The sequence below is a fragment of the Sphingomonas sp. PP-F2F-A104-K0414 genome (assembly GCF_004340945.1).
In the GTDB taxonomy this organism is placed as follows: Bacteria; Pseudomonadota; Alphaproteobacteria; order Sphingomonadales; family Sphingomonadaceae; genus Sphingomonas.
The window spans coordinates 407236-425633 of sequence record NZ_SLYD01000004.1 but is presented as its reverse complement, the minus strand read 5'-3'; the positions used below and the strand labels follow the sequence as shown (position 1 = coordinate 425633).

At 66.2% G+C, this 18398-nt stretch carries 12 protein-coding genes; 8 read left to right on the top strand and 4 right to left on the bottom strand.

What is annotated here, in order from left to right:
• The first annotated feature begins 2 nt into the window (after positions 1-2).
• Together C8J46_RS11945 and C8J46_RS11940 are read left to right on the top strand one after the other, a co-directional pair.
• On the top strand, positions 3-2921 hold the full coding sequence (locus C8J46_RS11945; RefSeq protein ID WP_132739224.1) for a valine--tRNA ligase: 2919 nt from the start codon (positions 3-5) through the stop codon (positions 2919-2921).
• Positions 2922-3459: 538 nt separating this feature from the next.
• Positions 3460-4857: an MATE family efflux transporter gene (locus tag C8J46_RS11940; protein WP_243643363.1), complete on the top strand. Its 1398-nt coding sequence runs from the start codon at positions 3460-3462 to the stop codon at positions 4855-4857.
• A 97-nt stretch (positions 4858-4954) separates the two neighbouring features.
• Here the strand turns inward: C8J46_RS11940 and C8J46_RS11935 are convergent, their stop codons facing one another.
• From C8J46_RS11935 to C8J46_RS11920, 4 genes are all read right to left on the bottom strand, one after another.
• A complete protein-coding gene (locus C8J46_RS11935; RefSeq protein WP_132739221.1) occupies positions 4955-5719 on the bottom strand; it encodes an NYN domain-containing protein in 765 nt (254 codons plus the stop codon).
• Between the two features lie 10 nt (positions 5720-5729).
• Positions 5730-6110 (bottom strand): DoxX family protein, encoded by a 381-nt coding sequence (locus tag C8J46_RS11930; protein ID WP_132739218.1) that lies wholly within the window; start codon positions 6108-6110, stop codon positions 5730-5732.
• Between the two features lie 233 nt (positions 6111-6343).
• Positions 6344-6820, bottom strand: a complete 477-nt coding sequence (greB, locus tag C8J46_RS11925; protein WP_132739215.1) for a transcription elongation factor GreB — start codon at positions 6818-6820, stop codon at positions 6344-6346.
• 235 nt (positions 6821-7055) lie between these two features.
• Positions 7056-9053 carry a lytic transglycosylase domain-containing protein gene (locus C8J46_RS11920; protein WP_132739212.1) on the bottom strand — a complete coding sequence of 666 codons (1998 nt, stop codon included), beginning with the start codon at positions 9051-9053 and terminating at the stop codon, positions 7056-7058.
• Positions 9054-9164: 111 nt separating this feature from the next.
• Between C8J46_RS11920 and dapA the strand changes: the two genes are divergently transcribed.
• From dapA to C8J46_RS11890, 6 genes are all read left to right on the top strand, one after another.
• On the top strand, positions 9165-10049 hold the full coding sequence (dapA, locus tag C8J46_RS11915; protein ID WP_132739209.1) for a 4-hydroxy-tetrahydrodipicolinate synthase: 885 nt from the start codon (positions 9165-9167) through the stop codon (positions 10047-10049).
• A 171-nt stretch (positions 10050-10220) separates the two neighbouring features.
• A complete protein-coding gene (gene smpB / locus C8J46_RS11910) occupies positions 10221-10703 on the top strand; it encodes an SsrA-binding protein SmpB (RefSeq protein WP_132739206.1) in 483 nt (160 codons plus the stop codon).
• A 94-nt stretch (positions 10704-10797) separates the two neighbouring features.
• Positions 10798-11292, top strand: coding sequence for a DUF2062 domain-containing protein (locus tag C8J46_RS11905; protein ID WP_132739630.1), 495 nt, complete (start codon positions 10798-10800; stop codon positions 11290-11292).
• Between the two features lie 83 nt (positions 11293-11375).
• Positions 11376-13442, top strand: a complete 2067-nt coding sequence (locus tag C8J46_RS11900; RefSeq protein ID WP_132739203.1) for a M13-type metalloendopeptidase — start codon at positions 11376-11378, stop codon at positions 13440-13442.
• A 177-nt stretch (positions 13443-13619) separates the two neighbouring features.
• The gene (locus C8J46_RS11895) at positions 13620-15668 is read left to right on the top strand and encodes a M13 family metallopeptidase (RefSeq protein ID WP_132739200.1); all 2049 of its coding nucleotides are present in this window, start codon (positions 13620-13622) and stop codon (positions 15666-15668) included.
• Between the two features lie 340 nt (positions 15669-16008).
• A complete protein-coding gene (locus C8J46_RS11890; protein WP_132739197.1) occupies positions 16009-18384 on the top strand; it encodes a response regulator in 2376 nt (791 codons plus the stop codon).
• Positions 18385-18398 lie beyond the last annotated feature (14 nt).

Genomic DNA, 18398 nt, shown 5'->3' with positions numbered 1-18398 from the left:
GCATGAGCGAGCTTCCCAAAACCTTCGACCCGGCCTCCATCGAATCGCGCTGGTATGCGCATTGGGAGGCGAGCGGCCAGTTCCGGCCCGACCGTCCGAACGCCGAGCCGTGGACGATCGTCAACCCGCCGCCCAACGTCACGGGCTCGCTGCACATCGGCCATGCGCTCGACAACACGCTGCAGGACATCCTCACGCGGCACGCGCGGCTGAAGGGCAAGGACGCATTGTGGGTGGTCGGCACCGATCACGCCGGCATCGCAACGCAGATGGTGGTCGAGCGTCAGATGGGCGCGCTCAATCCCCCGCAGAAGCGGACCGACATGACTCGTGAGGAGTTCGTCGCAAAGGTCTGGGCGTGGAAGGAAGAGAGCGGCGGCGAGATCACGCAGCAGCTCCGCCGGCTCGGCTGCTCGATGGACTGGGCGAACGAGCGCTTCACGATGGACGAGGGCTTTTCGAAGGCCGTCCTGAAAGTGTTCGTCGACCTCTACAAGCAGGGCCTGCTGTACCGCGACAAGCGTCTCGTGAACTGGGATCCGGGCCTCGGCACCGCGATCAGCGACCTCGAGGTCGAGACGCGCGAGATCAAGGGGAGCTTCTGGCATCTGCGCTATCCGCTCGAAGACGGCTCGGGCTTCATCGAGGTCGCGACCACGCGGCCCGAGACGATGCTCGCCGACATGGCGGTGGCGGTGAACGCCTCCGACGAGCGCTACACCGCGCTGATCGGCAAGCAGGTGAAGCTGCCGATCACCGGACGCCTGATCCCGATCATCGCCGATGACCATGCCGATCCGGAACTCGGCTCTGGCGCGGTGAAGATCACGCCAGGGCACGACTTCAACGATTTCGAGGTCGGCAAGCGGGCAGGGATGGCCGCCGGGACGATGCTCAACATGCTCGATGCGAAAGCGCGCGTCGTGCAGGTGTCCGACGGACTGATCCCGGCCGAGCTGCTTGGATTGACGACGGCAGAGGCCCGGAAGGCCGTTGTCGCGCGGTTGAAGGCCGAAGGCTTCCTGATCCCGCACGTCGACAAGGACGGCGAAGAGCACGACGCCGAGCCGCGCACGATCCAGACGCCGTATGGCGACCGCTCTGGCGTGGTGATCGAGCCGTGGCTGACCGACCAATGGTATGTCGACGCGAAGACACTCGCCCAGCCGGCGATCGAGGCGGTGCGGACGGGGGCGATCGATATCGTCCCGAAGACGTGGGAGAAGACGTTCTTCAACTGGATGGACAACATCCAGCCCTGGTGCGTTTCGCGCCAGCTGTGGTGGGGCCACCAGATTCCGGCGTGGTTCGGACCAAAGCGTGAAGGTGATGAACTCCACGAACATGATGCTGAGCGGATACCATTCGTAGCGGCCGATCATGAAGACCTGCTGACGCAGCTCAAGGCCTATTACGGCGATGACCAAGATTTTGCGGTGTTCGAAAGCTATGAGGAATGGCTTCGGCAGCCTCCGTCGCTCGAAGCTATCATGAAGATAGATTTATACCGCGATCCAGACGTTCTCGACACTTGGTTCTCCTCCGCGCTCTGGCCCTTCGCCACGCTCGGCTGGCCCGAGGAAGCCACTGTTCCCTCTCCCCTCCGGGGAGAGGGCCAGGGTGAGGGGCAGCCAAGCAGCGCAACGCCCGGTACGACCCCTCACCCCGACCCTCTCCCCGCAGGGGAGCAGAAGCAACTCGGCGGCCGCTACCCCAACGACGTCCTCATTTCCGGCTTCGACATCCTGTTCTTCTGGAACGCGCGGATGATGATGCAGGGGCTGCATTTCATGAAGGATGTGCCGTTCCGCACGCTCTATCTCCACGGCCTCGTCCGCGCGGCGGATGGCGCGAAGATGTCGAAGTCTAAGGGTAACGTCGTCAACCCGCTGGGATTGATCGATAAATACGGCGCCGACGCGCTGCGCTTCTTCATGGCAGCGATGGAAAGCCAAGGCCGCGACATCAAGATGGATGAGAAGCGAGTCGAGGGCTATCGCAACTTCGCCACCAAGCTGTGGAACGCTGCCCGGTTCGCGCAGGCCAACGGCATCGTCGCCAGCACGACGCTGGAGGCACCGCGCGCGGAACTGGCCGTCAACAAGTGGATCATCGCCGAGACGATCGCGACCGTCCAGACGGTCGACCTCGCGCTCGCCGACTACCGCTTCGACGGCGCCGCCAACGCGATCTACCAGTTCGCGTGGAGCCGCTTCTGCGACTGGTATCTCGAACTGATCAAGCCGCAGATGGTCGGCGACGAGCGCGGCGTCATCGATGCCGAATCGAAGCTGGTTGCGGGCTGGGTGCTCGACCAGATCCTGGTGCTGCTCCACCCGTTCATGCCGTTCATCACCGAAGAACTCTGGCACGCCATGGCTGATCCCGCCCACCCGCGCGACCACGACCTGATCGTCGCGCAGTGGCCGATGGCGGATGCGCGCTCGCTCGATCCCGAAGCGAGCAAGGAGGTCGATTGGCTAATCCGCCTGGTGCAGGAAATCCGTACCGCGCGGAATGAGTTGAACGTGCCGCCGGGCGCGCGCCTGCCGCTTCATGTCCGCGATGCGAATGCGGCGACGCTTGCGCGGCTCGAACGCCAGGCGCCGGCGCTCGCGCGTCTCGCCCGCGTGACGCATGCAGACGGTGAAGCGACCGGCGGCGCGGCGCAGGTCGTGGTCGACGAAGCAACCTTTGTCCTGCCCCTCGAAGGCGTCATCGACCTAGACTCCGAACGTGCCCGCCTGACCAAGGCGATCGCGGCGGCGGAGAAGGAGCGCGACGCGCTGTCCGGCCGCTTGGGCAATGCCAGCTTCGTCGAACGCGCCAAGCCGGAAGCGGTGGAAAAGGCCAAGGCCGACCACGCCGACAAGGCCGCCGAAGCCGCTCGCCTCCAAGCGGCCCTCGGCCGCCTGGGCTGACCTGCTCCCCTCCCGCCTGCGGGAGGGGAATGCGTGATTGGACAGCGCCCCGCGCTAACCAACCATCCGCCCGTACGTCCAACCATCCGTCCGTCCGTCACCCCAGCGAAAGCTGGGGTATCCCGGTGAGTAAACGCAACGGCTACCCGACAACGGGGATACCCCAGCTTTCGCTGGGGTGACGGTTTGGGCGGGGCGTTGGATTGTGTGGGCTGGCCATGTCACCCCTTCGTTGTTCTCCCGCGAAGGCGGGAGCCCAGTCTGGATCCCCGCCTTCGCGGGGAAACAGGATGCGCTTGCTTCGGAGCAGGGACCTAGCGCCTTGTTCCGGAACCCACTCCGCGGCTAGGCGTACCGTTGACAGGCGCGCGCGCGTACACCGGTAAATGCCGGAACGAGTCCGGCATGACGGAGTGACTGTGTGAGCGATCTGCAATCCGACCGGCGGCCTGGCGGCACCCCCGGCCAGGCCTCTGACTCAGGCGCACCTAGCCGCCCCCGCGGCAAACCCGGCCCGCGCGACCTCACCACCGGCCACATTGGCCGCACGCTCCTGGCGTTCGCCCTCCCGACACTCGGCTCCAACATCCTCCAGTCGCTCAACGGCTCGATCAACGCGATCTGGGTCGGACGCTATCTCGGCGAGGGCGCACTCGCCGCCACCTCGAACGCCAACATCATCATGTTCCTCACCTTCGGCGCGGTGTTTGGGTTCGGCATGGCGGCGACGATCCTGGTCGGTCAGAGCTTCGGCCGGCGCGATCTGGAGGGCGCGCGTCGGGCGTTCGGGTCCGCGGTCGGCCTCGTGCTCGGCGGGGCGATCGTCATTGCCGCGCTCGGCTGGGTGTTCGCGCCCGAGATCCTCCACCTGCTCGCCACCCCCGGCGACGCCATGCCGCTCGCGCTCGCGTACCTCCGCGTGATCTTCCTCGGGCTGCCCGCGTCGATGATGATGGTGCTGCTGATGATGGGCCTGCGCGGCACCGGCGATTCGATGACGCCGCTCTGGTTCATGCTGCTCAGCGCGATCCTCGACAGCGGGCTCAATCCACTGTTGATCGCCGGTATCGGCCCGTTCCCGCAGATGGGGATCGCCGGCTCTGCAATGGCGACTTTGGTCGCCAGCCACGTCTCGTTGCTCGGGCTGATTATCTACATCTACAAGCGCGACCTACCGCTGCGGCTTCGCGGCAACGAACTCCGCTACCTCATCCCTGAGCGCGCGCTGACCGGGACGATCGTGCGGAAGGGCCTGCCGATGGGCGCGCAGATGCTCGTCATGTCGACTGCCGGTCTCGCGATGGTCGGGCTGGTCAACCGGCTCGGCGTCGACACCGCGGCGGCCTATGCCGTGTCGCAACAGCTGTGGACGTATATCCAGATGCCCGCGCTGGCGATCGGCGCGGCGGTCAGTTCGATGGCGGCGCAGAATATCGGCGCGGGCCGCTGGGACCGGGTCGGCGACATCACCAAATACGGCCTGTTGTTCAACGTCGCGCTGACCGGGGCGATGGTCGCCGTGGTGATCCTGTTCGACCGCCCTGTGATGACGTTGTTCATCGGCAGCGACAGCCCGGCGCTGCCGATCGCGCGGCATATTCAGCTGATCGCGAGCTGGAATTTCATCCTGTTCGGCATGACGATGGTGCTGTTCTCGACCGTCCGCGCGAACGGCGCGGTAATCGCGCCGCTGATCGCGCTGATCGTCGCGCTGTATCCCGTGCGGATCGGCTTTGCGTTGCTGGCGAAGCCGTGGCTTGGGGCGGATGCGCTGTGGTGGAGCTTTCCGCTGGGGTCGCTCGCGACGTTGGCGATCGCGATCGGCTATTATCGCGACGGGAACTGGCGGAAGGGCGCGCTGGTGGTGCCCGACGATAGCGAGGAACAGGCGCACGGGATGAGCGAGCCGGGCGGGCGGTTGCAGCCTACGGGGTGAGTCCGGTTCCCGTCATCCTGACGAAAGTCAGGATCTAGGATATCCGCGCGCGGCCCCTCGTGGCTCTGGATCCTGACTTTCGTCAGGATGACGGGAGTTACCGCAACCGCTTCACGAACGACCGGCCACCTTCGCGGCGCTCATGTTGGAAGTTCGGGATCGTCTCGATCAAATCCGACAAGCGGTTGAACCCGTAGTTGCGCGCGTCGAAGCTCGACCGGTTGCCCGCCAGCTGGCCGAGTTCGGCGACGCTGGCATAGCCCTTCTCGTCGCGCTTCACCGCATTGTACGCGTCGATCAGCAGCTTGATCACCTGCTCGTCGATCGGCTGCGCGGTCTTCGGCCGAGCGACCGGTGCCGGCGCCGCAGCCTTCTCGCCAGCGACGGGGGCCGGGGTCGGCGCGGGCATCGCCTGCGACGTCTCGTTCAGCGCGCCGACGTCGATGAACCGGGTGCACGCCTGGCGGAATCCCTCCGGCGTGCGGCTGGTGCCGAAGCCGTACACCGGGATTCCGTCCTGCCTAATGCGCGTCGCGAGCGGCATGAAATCGCTGTCCGATGACATAATCCCGAACCCGTCGATGCGTCCGCGGAACAGCAGGTCCATCGCGTCGATCGTCATCTTCATGTCGGTCGCGTTCTTGCCCTTGGTCAGGTCGAACTGCTGCTGCGGCTCGATGCCGTGCTTGATCGACATGTCGCTCCACGCCTTCAGCGCAGGTTTCGACCAGTTGCCATAGACCCGCCGGACGTTGACCGTGCCGAGTTCGGCAAGGACGGTCAGCACCGGGTCGAGGGTCGCCGCGGACGCATTGTCCGCGTCGATCAGAAGGGCGACGTTGCGCGTTGTGGTATCGATCATGCGCGCAGGATTAGCCGCGCGCGCGCCCCGCGTCCACGCTCCACGCGCCGCCACCGGCCGCGGCGAGGTACAGGAAGACGAAGCAGTAGAGCACCGCGGGCTCGCCGCCATTGGCGATCGGGAAGGGACCTTGGGGGAAATGCGCTAGGAAATAGGCGACCGCGGACATGCCCGACAGCACGAACGCTACTGGCCGCGTGAACAGGCCAATGATGAGCAGCCCGCCGCCGACGACTTCGAGTACGCCGGCCACCGTCAGCAACGGGTTCATCGGCATCGGAAAGGGGGGCAGGCCGAAGAACTTCGAGATGCCGTGGCTGAAGAAGACCAGCGCGACGACGATGCGCATGACGCTCAGCAGGCGGGCGGACCAAGTGGCGGGTATCGGCATGGGGAAGTCCTCGAGTGTCGTTGCGTGGGCGAAACGTCACACGGGGCGAGGTTTGGGTCAATTCGCGTAAATCGAAACGGATCGTTCGCGGGGGAACTCACGATCCTCCCCCGCCAAAGGGAGGTGGCACCGCAGGTGACGGAGGGGGAGGACAGGGAACAGCGGTTGCCCTTACCTCCCCCCCCGTCTGGCAAGTGCCAGCCACCTCCCCCTGGCGGGGGAGGATCGCACCGTCAGGGATACCCGATCGCCATCACTTCGTATTCGCGTTCGCCGGCCGGCAGGTCGACCCGCCGCACATCGCCGATCGCCGCGCCGCGCAAGGCGCGCGCGAACGGTGAGTTCCAGCCGATCCGTCCATTGCTCGCATCGGTCTCGTCGTCGCCGACCAGCGTCAGCACACGCTCGACGTCATCCTCGTCCGCGACCGTCACGCACGCGCCGAACCATACGCGGGAGCGATCACCTTGCGCGGCGGGATCGACGACCTTGGCCGCCTTCATCCGCTTCGACAGCCAGCCGAGCCGGCGGTCGATCTCGCGCAGGCGTTTGCGGCCGTAGATATAGTCGCCGTTCTCGGAACGATCGCCATTGCCGGCGGCCCAGGAGATGACTTCAACCAAGGCGGGGCGCTCGGTCGACAGGAGTTGCTCGTATTCGGTGCGGAGTACCGCGTAGCCGGCAGGGGTGATGTAGTTCGGGCGGTCCATGCGCGAGGCTATACCGCCTCGAGTTCGGTCACCCTAGCCGGAACAACCGTCTTCTTGACCACGACGCCCGTCACATCGACCGCAACATCTGTCATCTCGGCAGCAACGCCCGTCACCCCAGCGAAAGCTGGGGTCTCCCGCGGTTCCAGTCCGACCGACAACCGGGATACCCCAGCTTTCGCTGGGGTGACGAGTGTTTGGGGCGGGGAACACTCTTAAGGGATCAACCAAGTGATCAACCGGGCCGGTTCTTCCCCAGATACCACGACAACCGCGCCGCACCCCGGCTCTTCGCCCGCGCAGGGTTCATCAGGTCGTACACCACCGCATTCTCCAGCACGCGCTGTACGTAGTTGCGCGTCTCCTGGTACGGGATCGCCTCGACCCAATCGACCATGTCGACCGCCCCGGTCCGCGGGTCGCCGTTCGCGCGGAGCCATTTGTTCACGTTGCCGCCGCCTGCATTATACGCCGCCACAGCCAGCGGATAACTGCCGTAATTGGCGTAGACTCGCTGAAAATAGCTCGAGCCCAGCATGATCGACATGTTCGGATCGGTCGTCAGTGCCGCCTGGTTGTAGGCGAGGCCAATCTTCCCCGACTGCTCGCGCGCGGTCGCCGGCATCAGCTGCATCAACCCACGCGCGCCGGCATGCGACACCGCGGCACGATCGAACTGGCTCTCCTGCCGCGAGATCGCGTGGATTATCGTCCAGTTGTCCTCATACCCCGACGGCACCGACACCATCGGGAAGCCGACCGCGGAATAATCGCTGAGCCCGTTCGCCAGCGCACTCCGCCCGACCATCACGCCGAGATCGGGCCGGTTGATGCTCTTCGACAGCTCGGCGGCGAGCAGGTGATCGGTATCGGTCGTCGCGTCCGCCGCGATCTGGCGGACGAACGCGGTCTGGTCCTGCCAGTCGTTGATCTGGCCGAGGAACTTGACCGCGCGCACCGTCTCGCGCCGGTCGAACGCAGCCCGCGCCGCTGGATCGACCGCCACCGACGCGACCGAAGGCGGCGCGACCAGCGCGCGGCCGGTGCGCTCGTTGGCGAGCTGCCCGTAATATTGATCGCGGTACCCTGACGCCTGGCCGTAGAATGCCGCCGCCTGAGGCGCCAACCCAGCCGCTTCCGCCGCACGCCCCGCCCAATAATAGCCCTTCGACCGCACCTGCGGCGAGCGCGAGCCGCGCGCGTACCGGTCGAACAGCGTCATCGCATCCGCCGGCCGACCGAGCTGCTTCATCGCGACGCGTCCACCGAGCCAGGCGAGATTGGTGTATTCGTCGCGCTCGGCATAGGATTTCGTCGAGACGTCGGTGCCGAACGGATACGCATCGTCGATCTGCCGCGCGATGTCGTAGGCGACCTGATACTGCCCGTCGTTCGCTGCGCCGTTCGCATTGGTGACGAGTACCTCGTACCATTCCGCCGCATTGCCGGGCCGCGTCGTCAGCGACCGGGGCCGCGCCAGCCACGCGCGCGCCGACGGGCTCGCGCCCGAATTGCGCAACCACTGCGCCCGATCCGCGACATAGCCAGCGTCGTTCGCATACAGCGTCTGTGTCGAGGCCGAGATATCCGACGCGTTCGGTGCATTCGTCCGGAACGCCAGTCGCGCCTCGAAGATCGGCCGTCGTGCCGCACTCGTCCACACTAACTGCCGCTGTGCCGCGCCGGTTTGGCCGGCCCACAACAGCGCGTCCATCCGCGCGTCCTGGTCGTCCGGCGTCAGTGCGCCGGGGAAGCCCGACACCACCATGGCCTCGTCGGTTGGCGTAAGCCCGGCGCTGCGCCACGCCGTCCGCACCGCTGCGTAGGCCTGATCCCGCGCGCCGGTCGCCTGCAAAGCTCGTGCGTAGGCGACGCCGCCGGATGCGGACTGCGGGGGATACCGGCGGAAGAAGGCGATCACGCTATTGGGCAAACCGGTCGCCGCCTTGCGCTCGGCCGCACGCCGGTTCGCCGTCTCGTTAGGCCAGCCCGGATGCGCCATCAGGAAGCCCGCATAGCTGTCGAACGGCAGCGCATCGGTCTGCTGCAACGCACGCCACTGGGCGATCGTCGAGGCGATCGCGCCGTCGGTTGCCATCGGCTGCGCATTAGGCCCCATATTGGCCAACTGCGTGCTGTATCGATCGAGCGTCTGTTGACCCGCGCCTGAGGAAACAGCGGTCTGTGCGACGACTGCAAGAAGAAGGCTCGTTTTCAACATCGATGCTACCATGTGGACAGCATACGCCTCCAACCCGTATCTGTCCTGAACGAAATCCGGATTTCGCCCGGTATTTGGCGCAACAGGCCAGACTTCTCTTCTAGTATGGACGCAGGCTACCGCATGTTTTCAGGATCGATTCCCGCGCTCGTCACGCCGTTCGCCGCCGATGGCAGCTTCGACGAACCCGCGTATCGCGATTTCATCGAGTGGCAGATCGCCGAGGGCTCGTCGGGGCTCGTCGCGTGCGGCACAACCGGCGAAGCGGCGACCTTGTCGTATGACGAGCATTTTCACGTGGTCCGCGTCTGCGTCGATCAGGCGAAGGGCCGCGTGCCCGTCATCGCCGGCGCAGGCTCGAACGATACGCGCGTCGCCTCCGCCAATCTGCGTGCCGCGAAAGACGCCGGCGCCGACGCCGCGCTGATGGTGCCGCCCTATTACAACCGGCCGGGGCAGGAGGGTATCTTCCGCCATTTCGAAGCGCTCGCCGCGTCGACCCCGCTGCCGATCATCCTCTACAACGTCCCCGCGCGGACGGTGACGGATATCCAGCCCGCGACGCTCGCACGGATCGTGAAGGCGTTCCCGGACGTCTTCGTCGGCGTGAAGGATGCGAGCGGCGTCCTCGCCCGCGTTTCCCAGCATCGCGCGTCGTGCGGGCCGGACTTCTGCCAGCTGTCGGGTAACGACGACCTCGCGCTGGCGTTCAACGTCATGGGCGGCACCGGCTGCATCTCGGTGACGGCCAACGTCGCGCCGAAGCTCTGCGCGGAGTTCCAGGCAGCATGCCAGGCCGGCGATTTCGTCAAGGCGCTGGCGTATCAGGACCAGCTCTATCCGCTCCACGAAGCGCTGTTCACCGACGCGTCGCCGGGGCCGGTGAAATACGCGATGACCAAGGTGCGGGAAGGCTTCCCCGAAACGCTCCGACTGCCGATGACCCCCGCCGGTGAGGCCTCGCGCGCGGCGGTTGATGCGGCCGTGGCGCACGCGCGTCTCGCCTGAAACCCACTCCGTCATCCTGACGAACGTCAGGACCCAGAGCCAAGCAGGGCATCGCTCCGCAATCCTGGGTTCTGACTTTCGTCAGGATGACGGCGCGTGAGGGAATAAACGGAAGCGCAAACACCGCCCCCGCTTCCCCTAAGCCCTCCGACCTCCTACATCGCGCGTCCCATGGCACGTCCCAAACCCCCGACCTTCGAGAAGACCAAGATCGTCGCCGAGAACCGGCGCGCGCGGTACGACTATTATATCGAGCAGGTGTTCGAGGCGGGCATCGCGCTCACCGGCACCGAGGTGAAGGCGCTGCGCGGTGGCGAGGGCTCGATCGCCGAGGCCTATGCCGAGGTGAAGGGCAAGACCGTCGTCCTGGTGAATTCGAACATCCCCGAATTCAGCCACGGCAACCGCTTCAACCACGAGCCCAAGCGCCCACGCAAATTGCTGCTCCACGAGCGCGAGATCAACAAGATGTTCGGTGCGGTCGCCCGCCAGGGCATGACCCTCGTGCCGCTGATGATCTACTTCAATTCGAAGGGCCGCGCGAAGATCGAACTGGCGCTCGCCAAGGGCAAGCAGAACCACGACAAGCGCGATTCGGTGAAGGAACAGGACTGGAAGCGCGAGCAGGGCCGGATCATGCGGGATCGCGGATAACCGACGTGGCGCCGGTGTCGATGACCCTATCGTCTTGAGCATATTCGGGCGTCTCGCGGCGTGGTCGCATCGTAATCTGCCGACCCGCGAATCGATGGAGAAGAACCGTCTCCTTCGCCCGGTCGCGCACCGCGTCCTCGCGCCCGAACTCTGGCGCTTCACCCGCCGCTCGGTTCCACGTGGCGTCGCGCTCGGGATGGTCGCAGGCATCCTGATTCCGGTCGCGCAGACACCGGTCGCCGCGATCTTCGCATTGCCGTTCCGCGCTAACGTGCCGACCGCGGCGCTGACGACTTTCATCACCAACCCGCTGACCACGCCGCCGCTCTGGATCGCCGCCTATTGGATCGGCTCATCGCTGTTGCGGCTCGACGCGCACGTCCCCGGCCAGCCCGTCGCGGACGCTGCGGCACGTACCGAATGGATTCCGTGGCTGATGCAGGCGGGGCCCGCCACCGCGCTCGGCCTGCTGGTTATTACGGTGGTCTGCTCGGTCGGCGGCTACGCGCTCAGCGCGCTCGGCTGGCGATTGTGGATCGCGCGCAAGTGGCGACATCGGCATGATAATCGCCACGGTCATGTTTCGTAACATTTGACACTGGTTGGAATTGACGGACCGTCCTATCGGCGTAGAACACACCGCATCCTGAAGATCTTTCTCCGAGGTTCTTGATGCGTAAGTCGATTGTTACCGTGATCCTGCTTGCGTCCGCCGCATCGGCCTTCGCCCAAACGAACACCCCGTCGCCGACCCTCGCCAAGGCTGCCAAGGGCCCTGTCGCCGCCAAGGACGCCAACAAGCCGCAGATCGGCGATTTCGGCTTCGACATGGCCGGCCGCGACACCAGCGTGACGCCGGGCACCGACTTCTTCGATTACGCGAACGGTGGCTGGGTGAAGACGACGCCGATCCCCGCCGATCGCTCGTCCTACGGCATGTTCCACGTCCTTCAGGACCTGTCGCTCGAACGCACCCGCACGATCCTCGACGTCTCCGCCAAGACGCCCGGCGACAAGGTCGGAGATTTCTACTCCAGCTTCATGGACGAGGCCGCGGTCAACGCGAAGGGCGCAACGCCCGTCAAGCCGATGCTCGCCGCGCTCAAGGCGACCAAGGACAAGACCGCGCTCGTCACCGAGGTCGCCAAGCTCCAGCGCATGGGCGTCGGTGGCCTCGTCGGCGTCGGCGTGCAGCAGGACGACAAGGACCCGACCACCTACGTCGTCAGCCTCGGCCAGAGCGGCATCGGTCTCCCCGACCGTGATTATTACCTCAAGGACGACGCCAAGCTCGCAACGATCCGCACCGCGTACCAGGCGTATCTGACGCGGATGCTGACGCTTGCCGGCGAGCCCAACGCCGCCACCCGCGCCGCCGCTGTGTTCAACATGGAGAAGAGCCTGGCGACCGCGCACTGGACTCGGATCGAAAGCCGCGACGCCGACAAGACCTACAACAAGTGGACCGCCGCCGACTTCGCCGCGAAGGCGCCGGGCTTCCCCTGGGCGCAATACATGGCCGCGATGGGAGTCACCGGCCGTCCGTTCTACCTCGTCGCACAGCCGAGCGCGGTGACGGGCGAGGCCAAGGTCTTCGCCGACACGCCGGTCACCGTCCTCCAGGACTATGCGATGCTCAAGGTGCTGCGCGCCTACGCGCCGTATCTGTCGAGCGATTTCGACAAGACCAACTTCGCGTTCTACGGCACCACGCTGTCGGGCACGCCCGAGCAGCAGGTCCGCTGGAAGCGCGGCGTCTCGACCGTGTCGGGCGCGATGGGCGAGGCGATCGGCCAGCAGTACGTCGCGAAGTATTTCCCGCCCGCGTCGAAGGCCGCCGCCGACGATCTCGTCAAGAACGTCATCGCAGCGATGGGCGAGCGGCTCCGGAACCTCGAATGGATGGCGCCCGAGACCAAGACCAAGGCGCTCGCCAAGCTCGCCGCCTTCACCCCGAAGATCGGTTATCCGGACAAGTGGCGCGACTATTCCGCGCTCCAGATCCAGCGCGGCGACCTCGTCGGTAACGTCGCGCGCGCCAACGCGTTCGAGTACGACCGCGACCTGAAGAAGCTGGGCCAGCCGATCGATCGCGGCGAGTGGTTCATGACGCCGATGACGATCAACGCCTATGCCAACCCGACGATGAACGAGGTCGTCTTCCCGGCCGCGATACTGCAACCCCCGTTCTTCGATCCGAAGGCGGACCCGGCGGTCAATTACGGCGGCATCGGCGCGGTGATCGGTCACGAGATCAGCCATCATTTCGACGACCAAGGCCGCAAATACGACCTCAACGGCAAGCTCACCGATTGGTGGACGCAGCAGGACGTCGCGCGCTTCAAGGTGTTCACCGACGCGCTGGTGAAGCAGTATGACGCGTACGAGCCCTTGCCCGGCCAGCACATCCAGGGCGGCCTGACTCTCGGCGAGAACATCGCCGATCTTGCCGGCCTGACGGTCGCGTACGACGCGTATCACAAGTCGCTCGGCGGCAAGCAGGCGCCGATCATCGACGGCACCACCGGCGACCAACGCTTCTACTACGGTTGGGCGGGTGTCTGGCGCACCAAGTGGCGCGACGCGGCGCTCCAGCAGGCGTTGCTGTCGGACCCGCATTCGCCGGGTCATCAGCGCGTCCTCACGGTTCGCAACCTCGACCCGTGGTACGCCGCATTCGGCGCCAAGCCGGGTGAGGCGAGCTACCTCGCCCCCGCCAACCGCGTCCGTATCTGGTAATTACGACTCCGCCGCGTACCCCAACCTTGCACCACCCCGGCGAAGGCCGGGGCCCAGTTGGGGGACAGACGTAAGGGCGGACTGTCCCCCGTTACCAAGACCTTTCCAACTGGACCCCGGCCTTCGCCGGGGTGGTGGTGTTGGTGGGTTGTGCCACCGAAATCCTAGGAGAACCCCATGAAGTCCTTCATCGTCGCCGGCCTACTCGCCGCAACCGCCATCACCGGCGTCACCGCCGCCATCTCGCAAACCGCTGAACCAACGCCAGCCGCACCCGCCACCTCGACCGGCGCCCAATACGGCACGTTCGGCTTCGACGAGAAGGGCATGGACAAGACCGTCCAGCCCGGCGACGACTTCTACACCTTCGCCAACGGCAACTGGTCCAAGAACACCCCGATCCCCGCCGACAAGTCGAACTACGGCTCGTTCAACCTCCTGTCCGACCTGTCCGAGACGCGCACCCGCGGCATCCTCGACACCGCCGCGAAGGACCCCAACTCGAAGATCGGCCGCGCCTATGCGACGTTCCTCGACACCGGCACGATCGAAGGCAAGGGCCTCGCGCCGATCAAGCCCTGGCTGTCGAATATCGCAGCAATGAAGGACCGCGCGGGCTATCCGGCCCTCCTCGCCGAAGCAGACCGCGCCGGCATCGGCGGCCCGTTCGGCGGCGGCGTCGGCCAGGACGACAAGCTGCCCGAGCAATACGCGCTCTCGCTCGGCCAGTCCGGCCTCGGCCTCCCCGACCGCGATTATTACCTTAGCACCGACGCGAAACTCGTCGAAGCGCGCAACGCCTACCGCGCGCACATCGTCAAGATGCTTACCCTCGCCGGCGAACCCGATGCCGAGGCCCGCGCCACCGCCTTGCTCGCGTTCGAGACCGAGATCGCCAAGGTCAGCTGGACCCGCGTCGACAGCCGCGACGCCACCAAGACCTACAACAAGATGACCGTCGCCGACCTCGCCAAACGCGCGCCCGGCTTCGATTTCACCGCGTATTTCAAGGGCATCGGCACGCCCGTCCCGACCGTCATCGTCGCGCAGCCCTCGGCGATCACCGGCATCGCCAAGCTCGTCTCGACTGCGCCGATCGGCGTGCTCAAGGACCAGCTGATCCTCCGCTCGCTCGACGGCTATGCCGACGTCCTGCCCAAGGCGTTCGACGCCGAGCAGTTCGCGTTCTACGGCACCGTCCTCGGCGGTACGCCAGAGCAGGAAGCGCGCTGGAAGCGCGGCGTCCAGTTCACCTCCGGCGCGCTCGATGACGAGGTCAGCAAGCTCTACGTCGCGCAGTATTTCCCGCCCGAGACGAAGGCCGCGGCCGACAAGCTCGTCAAGAACGTGCTCGCCGCGATGGGCCGCCGGATCGACAAGCTCGAATGGATGGCGCCCGAGACCAAGGTCAAGGCACACGCCAAGCTCGCCGCGTTCACGCCAAAGATCGGCTATCCGAGCCAGTGGAAGGATTTCTCCGGCCTGACGATCACGTCGGGCGACGCGTTCGGCAACGAATGGCGCGCGAACGAATGGCAGCACCAGGACAATATTTCGAAGCTCGGCAAGCCGTTGCAGCGCTGGGAATGGGGCATGACGCCGATGACGGTGAACGCCTACGCCAATTTCGGCATGGTCGAGATCGTCTTCCCCGCCGCGATCCTGCAACCGCCATTCTTCGATCCGAAGGCCGACGACGCGGTCAATTACGGCGGCATCGGCGCGGTGATCGGTCACGAGCTGAGCCATCATTTCGACGACCAGGGCTCGAAATATGACGCCAAGGGCCAGCTCACCGACTGGTGGACGCCCAAGGACATTGCCGGCTTCAACGCGCTCACCGGCAAGCTCGGTGCGCAGTACGACGCGTATGAGCCGCTGCCCGGCATGCACGTGAAGGGCCAGCTGACGATGGGCGAGAACATCGCCGATCTCGCTGGCCTGACGGTGGCGTACGACGCCTATCACACCGCACTCGGCGGCAAGACTGCGCCCGTGCTCGACGGGTTCACTGGCGACCAGCGCTTCTATCTCGGCTGGGCGCAGGTCTGGCGCCGCAACTACCGCGAAGCCAACCTTCGCAACCGCCTGCTGACCGATCCTCACTCGCCGTCGCAGCAGCGCGCCTGGGTCGTGCGCAACCTCGACCCCTGGTACGCGGCATATAAGCCGACGCCTGGCCAGAAGCTGTATTTGGCTCCGGAGCAGCGCGTTAGAATCTGGTAACGGGTGCACCGGCTACCTCTGGTTCCCCCGCGAAGGCGGGGGCCCAGGAGCCACAAGCGTTGTCCTCCGTAACCCTGGACCCCCGCCTTCGCGGGGGAACAGCGGGGGTGATGATCGTGACGGCCTATCATAGCCGCCACCCCGGCGAAGGCCGGGGCCCAGTTGGGGGACGGTGCTAAGGACGGACGGCGCTTCGTTACGACCATTTTTCCACCTGGGCCCCGGCCTCCGCCGGGGTGGTGGTGCCGTTTCAGGAAGCGGTGGGGATCAGGGCCGTCGCTACCCCCATCACACGCATCGCGCTTGACGCCCAACCCCGCTTGAGCGGATGACTCCGCCGATGGCATCGTTCGCTAAACCCACCCCCGCCCGCAACGCCGCGCTCGTCGCCGCGCTCGCCGGTATTGCCGCCGCCGGGATCGTCCTGCTGCTTGTCGGCAGCTGGATCGCCGCGGCCGGATTCTTCGCCGCTGCCATCATCGTCGTCGGTGCGGTCATCGCCTGGCGCCTGCTCAACCCGGTGATCAGGGACGCGCCCCGCCCGGTCGACTGGGACCTCACGCGCGCCGTCGCCGAGGCCGGCACTGACGCGATCGCGATCACCGACCGTGCCGGGCGGCTGGTCTGCGCGAACGACGCCTACGAAGCGCTGTTCGAAGGGTTTCCTACACCGCCGGGCCTGCCGCTCGACGAAGCCGGCGTCGCGGATCTCGCCGACGCCGGCCGCGCCGCGTGGCGTGACGGCACCGCGCAGGTCGACCGTCTCAACGCCCGCGGTATCTGCCTGTCCGCGGCCATCGCCCGCGCCGGCGACGACGCCGACATGCTGGTCTGGCGTTTCGTCACCGCGCAGGAACACGACCTCGCCGAGACCCTAGCCGTGCTGCTCGTGGGTCCGACCGGCGACCGGCTCGGCGGCAGCGGCATCATGGCGGCATTGTTATCGCCCGATGGCCGCGTCCGCACCGCCAACCGGGTGTTGCGCAAACGCGCTTGCGGCAATGATTACGAGCCGATCGAGGGCCGCGACTTCGCCCGTTTCCTCATCACCGACAGCCGCGGCCTCGTTCGGTTCGAACGCGAAGGCCTCGAAGGGACGCCACTCCGCGTTCTCCAGATCCCGTTCCTCGAAGGTGACGACGCGCCCGTGCTGGTCGCGCTGCTCGACGACGAGGAGGACGCGCCCGCACTCGGCGCCAGTGCCTCCGCGCACGTCCGCAGCCTCGTCAGCATGATGCCGTTCGGGATGGCGCTGGTCGATCGCGACGGCCGCTTCCTGCAGATGAACGACTCGTTCCTGCGCGCCGCCGGCGTCAATTCGGTCGCCCCGCCGCTCTACCCCGGCGATCTCGTCGTCCGCGAGGACAAGGCCGCGGTCGCCGACGCGATCCGAAAGTTCGCGAACGGAGCGACGCACTCCGCTGACATGGCCGTGCGCCTCAAGGATCATCCCGACGAGCCGGTCGCGCTCACCATCGCCGGCGCACGCGGCCTAGGCGACGCCGCGGTCCTGCTCAGCCTCAAGGACAACAGCGAGGAGTCCCGCCTCAAGCGCGAAGTCGCCCAAGCCACCAAGATGCAGGCGGTCGGTCAGCTTGCCGGCGGCGTCGCGCATGATTTCAACAACATCCTGACCGCGATCATCGGCCATTGCGACCTGATGCTGATGCGCCATTCGCCCGGCGACAGCGACTACGACGACATCCAGCAGGTCCGCACCAACTCGAACCGCGCCGCCAGCCTCACCCGCCAGCTGCTCGCCTTCTCGCGCCAGCAGACGCTTCGTCCGCAGATCCTCCAGCTCCCCGACGTCGTCTCCGAGGTGTCGAACCTGCTCAAGCGCCTGATGGGCGAGAACGTCCGCCTCGACATGACACACGGCCGCAACCTCGGCCCGGTGCGCGCCGATCCGGGCCAGCTGGAACAGGTCGTCGTCAATCTTGCGGTCAATGCGCGCGACGCGATCGTTTCCGCCAACGCGCGCGGTGGCGGCGTGCTGACGATCACCACACGTGCAGTGCCGGCATCGGAAGTGCGCGAGATGGCGTCCGACATCCTGCCCGTCGCCGACTACACCGCGCTGATCGTCCAGGACACCGGCACCGGCATCCCGCCCGACGTGCTGCCCAAGATCTTCGAGCCGTTCTTCACGACGAAGGAGTTCGGCAAGGGCACTGGGCTCGGCCTTTCGACCGTCTACGGCATCGTCAAGCAGTCCGGCGGTTACATATTCGCCGATAGCAAACCGGGGCAGGGCGCGACCTTCTCGATGTACCTGCCGGTCCACTCGGCGCCCGCCACGACGCGCCCCGCGGTGGTGAAACCCACGCCCAAGCCGGTTGATCTCTGGGGTACCGGCACGATCCTGCTGGTCGAGGACGAGGACATGGTCCGCGCGGTCGCCGAACGTGCGCTCGCGCGGCAGGGCTATACCGTGCTGACCGCGGAAAACGGCGAAGTCGCCCTGGAAGTGCTGGAGAAACACGGCCGCCCCGACCTGCTGATCAGCGACGTCGTGATGCCGCAGATGGATGGCCCAACGATGGTGCGCCATGCACGCGAGAAATTCCCCGACCTGCCGATTCTCTTCATGTCGGGCTATGCCGAGGAGCAGTTGCGCAAGTCGATCGACCTCGACAACGTCGCGTTCCTGCCCAAGCCCTTCTCGGTCCAGGAACTCGCCGAGGCGGCACGAGACGTGCTGGCAGCGCGGTGATTCGAACAAGATGT

What these genes read in the sequence shown, in the direction of transcription:
- C8J46_RS11945 (WP_132739224.1), top strand. Translation starts at nt 3, where the DNA reads ATGAGCGAGCTTCCCAAAACCTTCGACCCGGCCTCCATCGAATCGCGC.
- C8J46_RS11935 (WP_132739221.1), bottom strand. Translation starts at nt 5,719, where the DNA reads ATGATCGATACCACAACGCGCAACGTCGCCCTTCTGATCGACGCGGAC.
- C8J46_RS11930 (WP_132739218.1), bottom strand. Translation starts at nt 6,110, where the DNA reads ATGCCGATACCCGCCACTTGGTCCGCCCGCCTGCTGAGCGTCATGCGC.
- greB (WP_132739215.1), bottom strand. Translation starts at nt 6,820, where the DNA reads ATGGACCGCCCGAACTACATCACCCCTGCCGGCTACGCGGTACTCCGC.
- C8J46_RS11920 (WP_132739212.1), bottom strand. Translation starts at nt 9,053, where the DNA reads ATGGTAGCATCGATGTTGAAAACGAGCCTTCTTCTTGCAGTCGTCGCA.
- dapA (WP_132739209.1), top strand. Translation starts at nt 9,165, where the DNA reads ATGTTTTCAGGATCGATTCCCGCGCTCGTCACGCCGTTCGCCGCCGAT.
- smpB (WP_132739206.1), top strand. Translation starts at nt 10,221, where the DNA reads ATGGCACGTCCCAAACCCCCGACCTTCGAGAAGACCAAGATCGTCGCC.
- C8J46_RS11905 (WP_132739630.1), top strand. Translation starts at nt 10,798, where the DNA reads ATGGAGAAGAACCGTCTCCTTCGCCCGGTCGCGCACCGCGTCCTCGCG.
- C8J46_RS11900 (WP_132739203.1), top strand. Translation starts at nt 11,376, where the DNA reads ATGCGTAAGTCGATTGTTACCGTGATCCTGCTTGCGTCCGCCGCATCG.
- C8J46_RS11895 (WP_132739200.1), top strand. Translation starts at nt 13,620, where the DNA reads ATGAAGTCCTTCATCGTCGCCGGCCTACTCGCCGCAACCGCCATCACC.
- C8J46_RS11890 (WP_132739197.1), top strand. Translation starts at nt 16,009, where the DNA reads ATGGCATCGTTCGCTAAACCCACCCCCGCCCGCAACGCCGCGCTCGTC.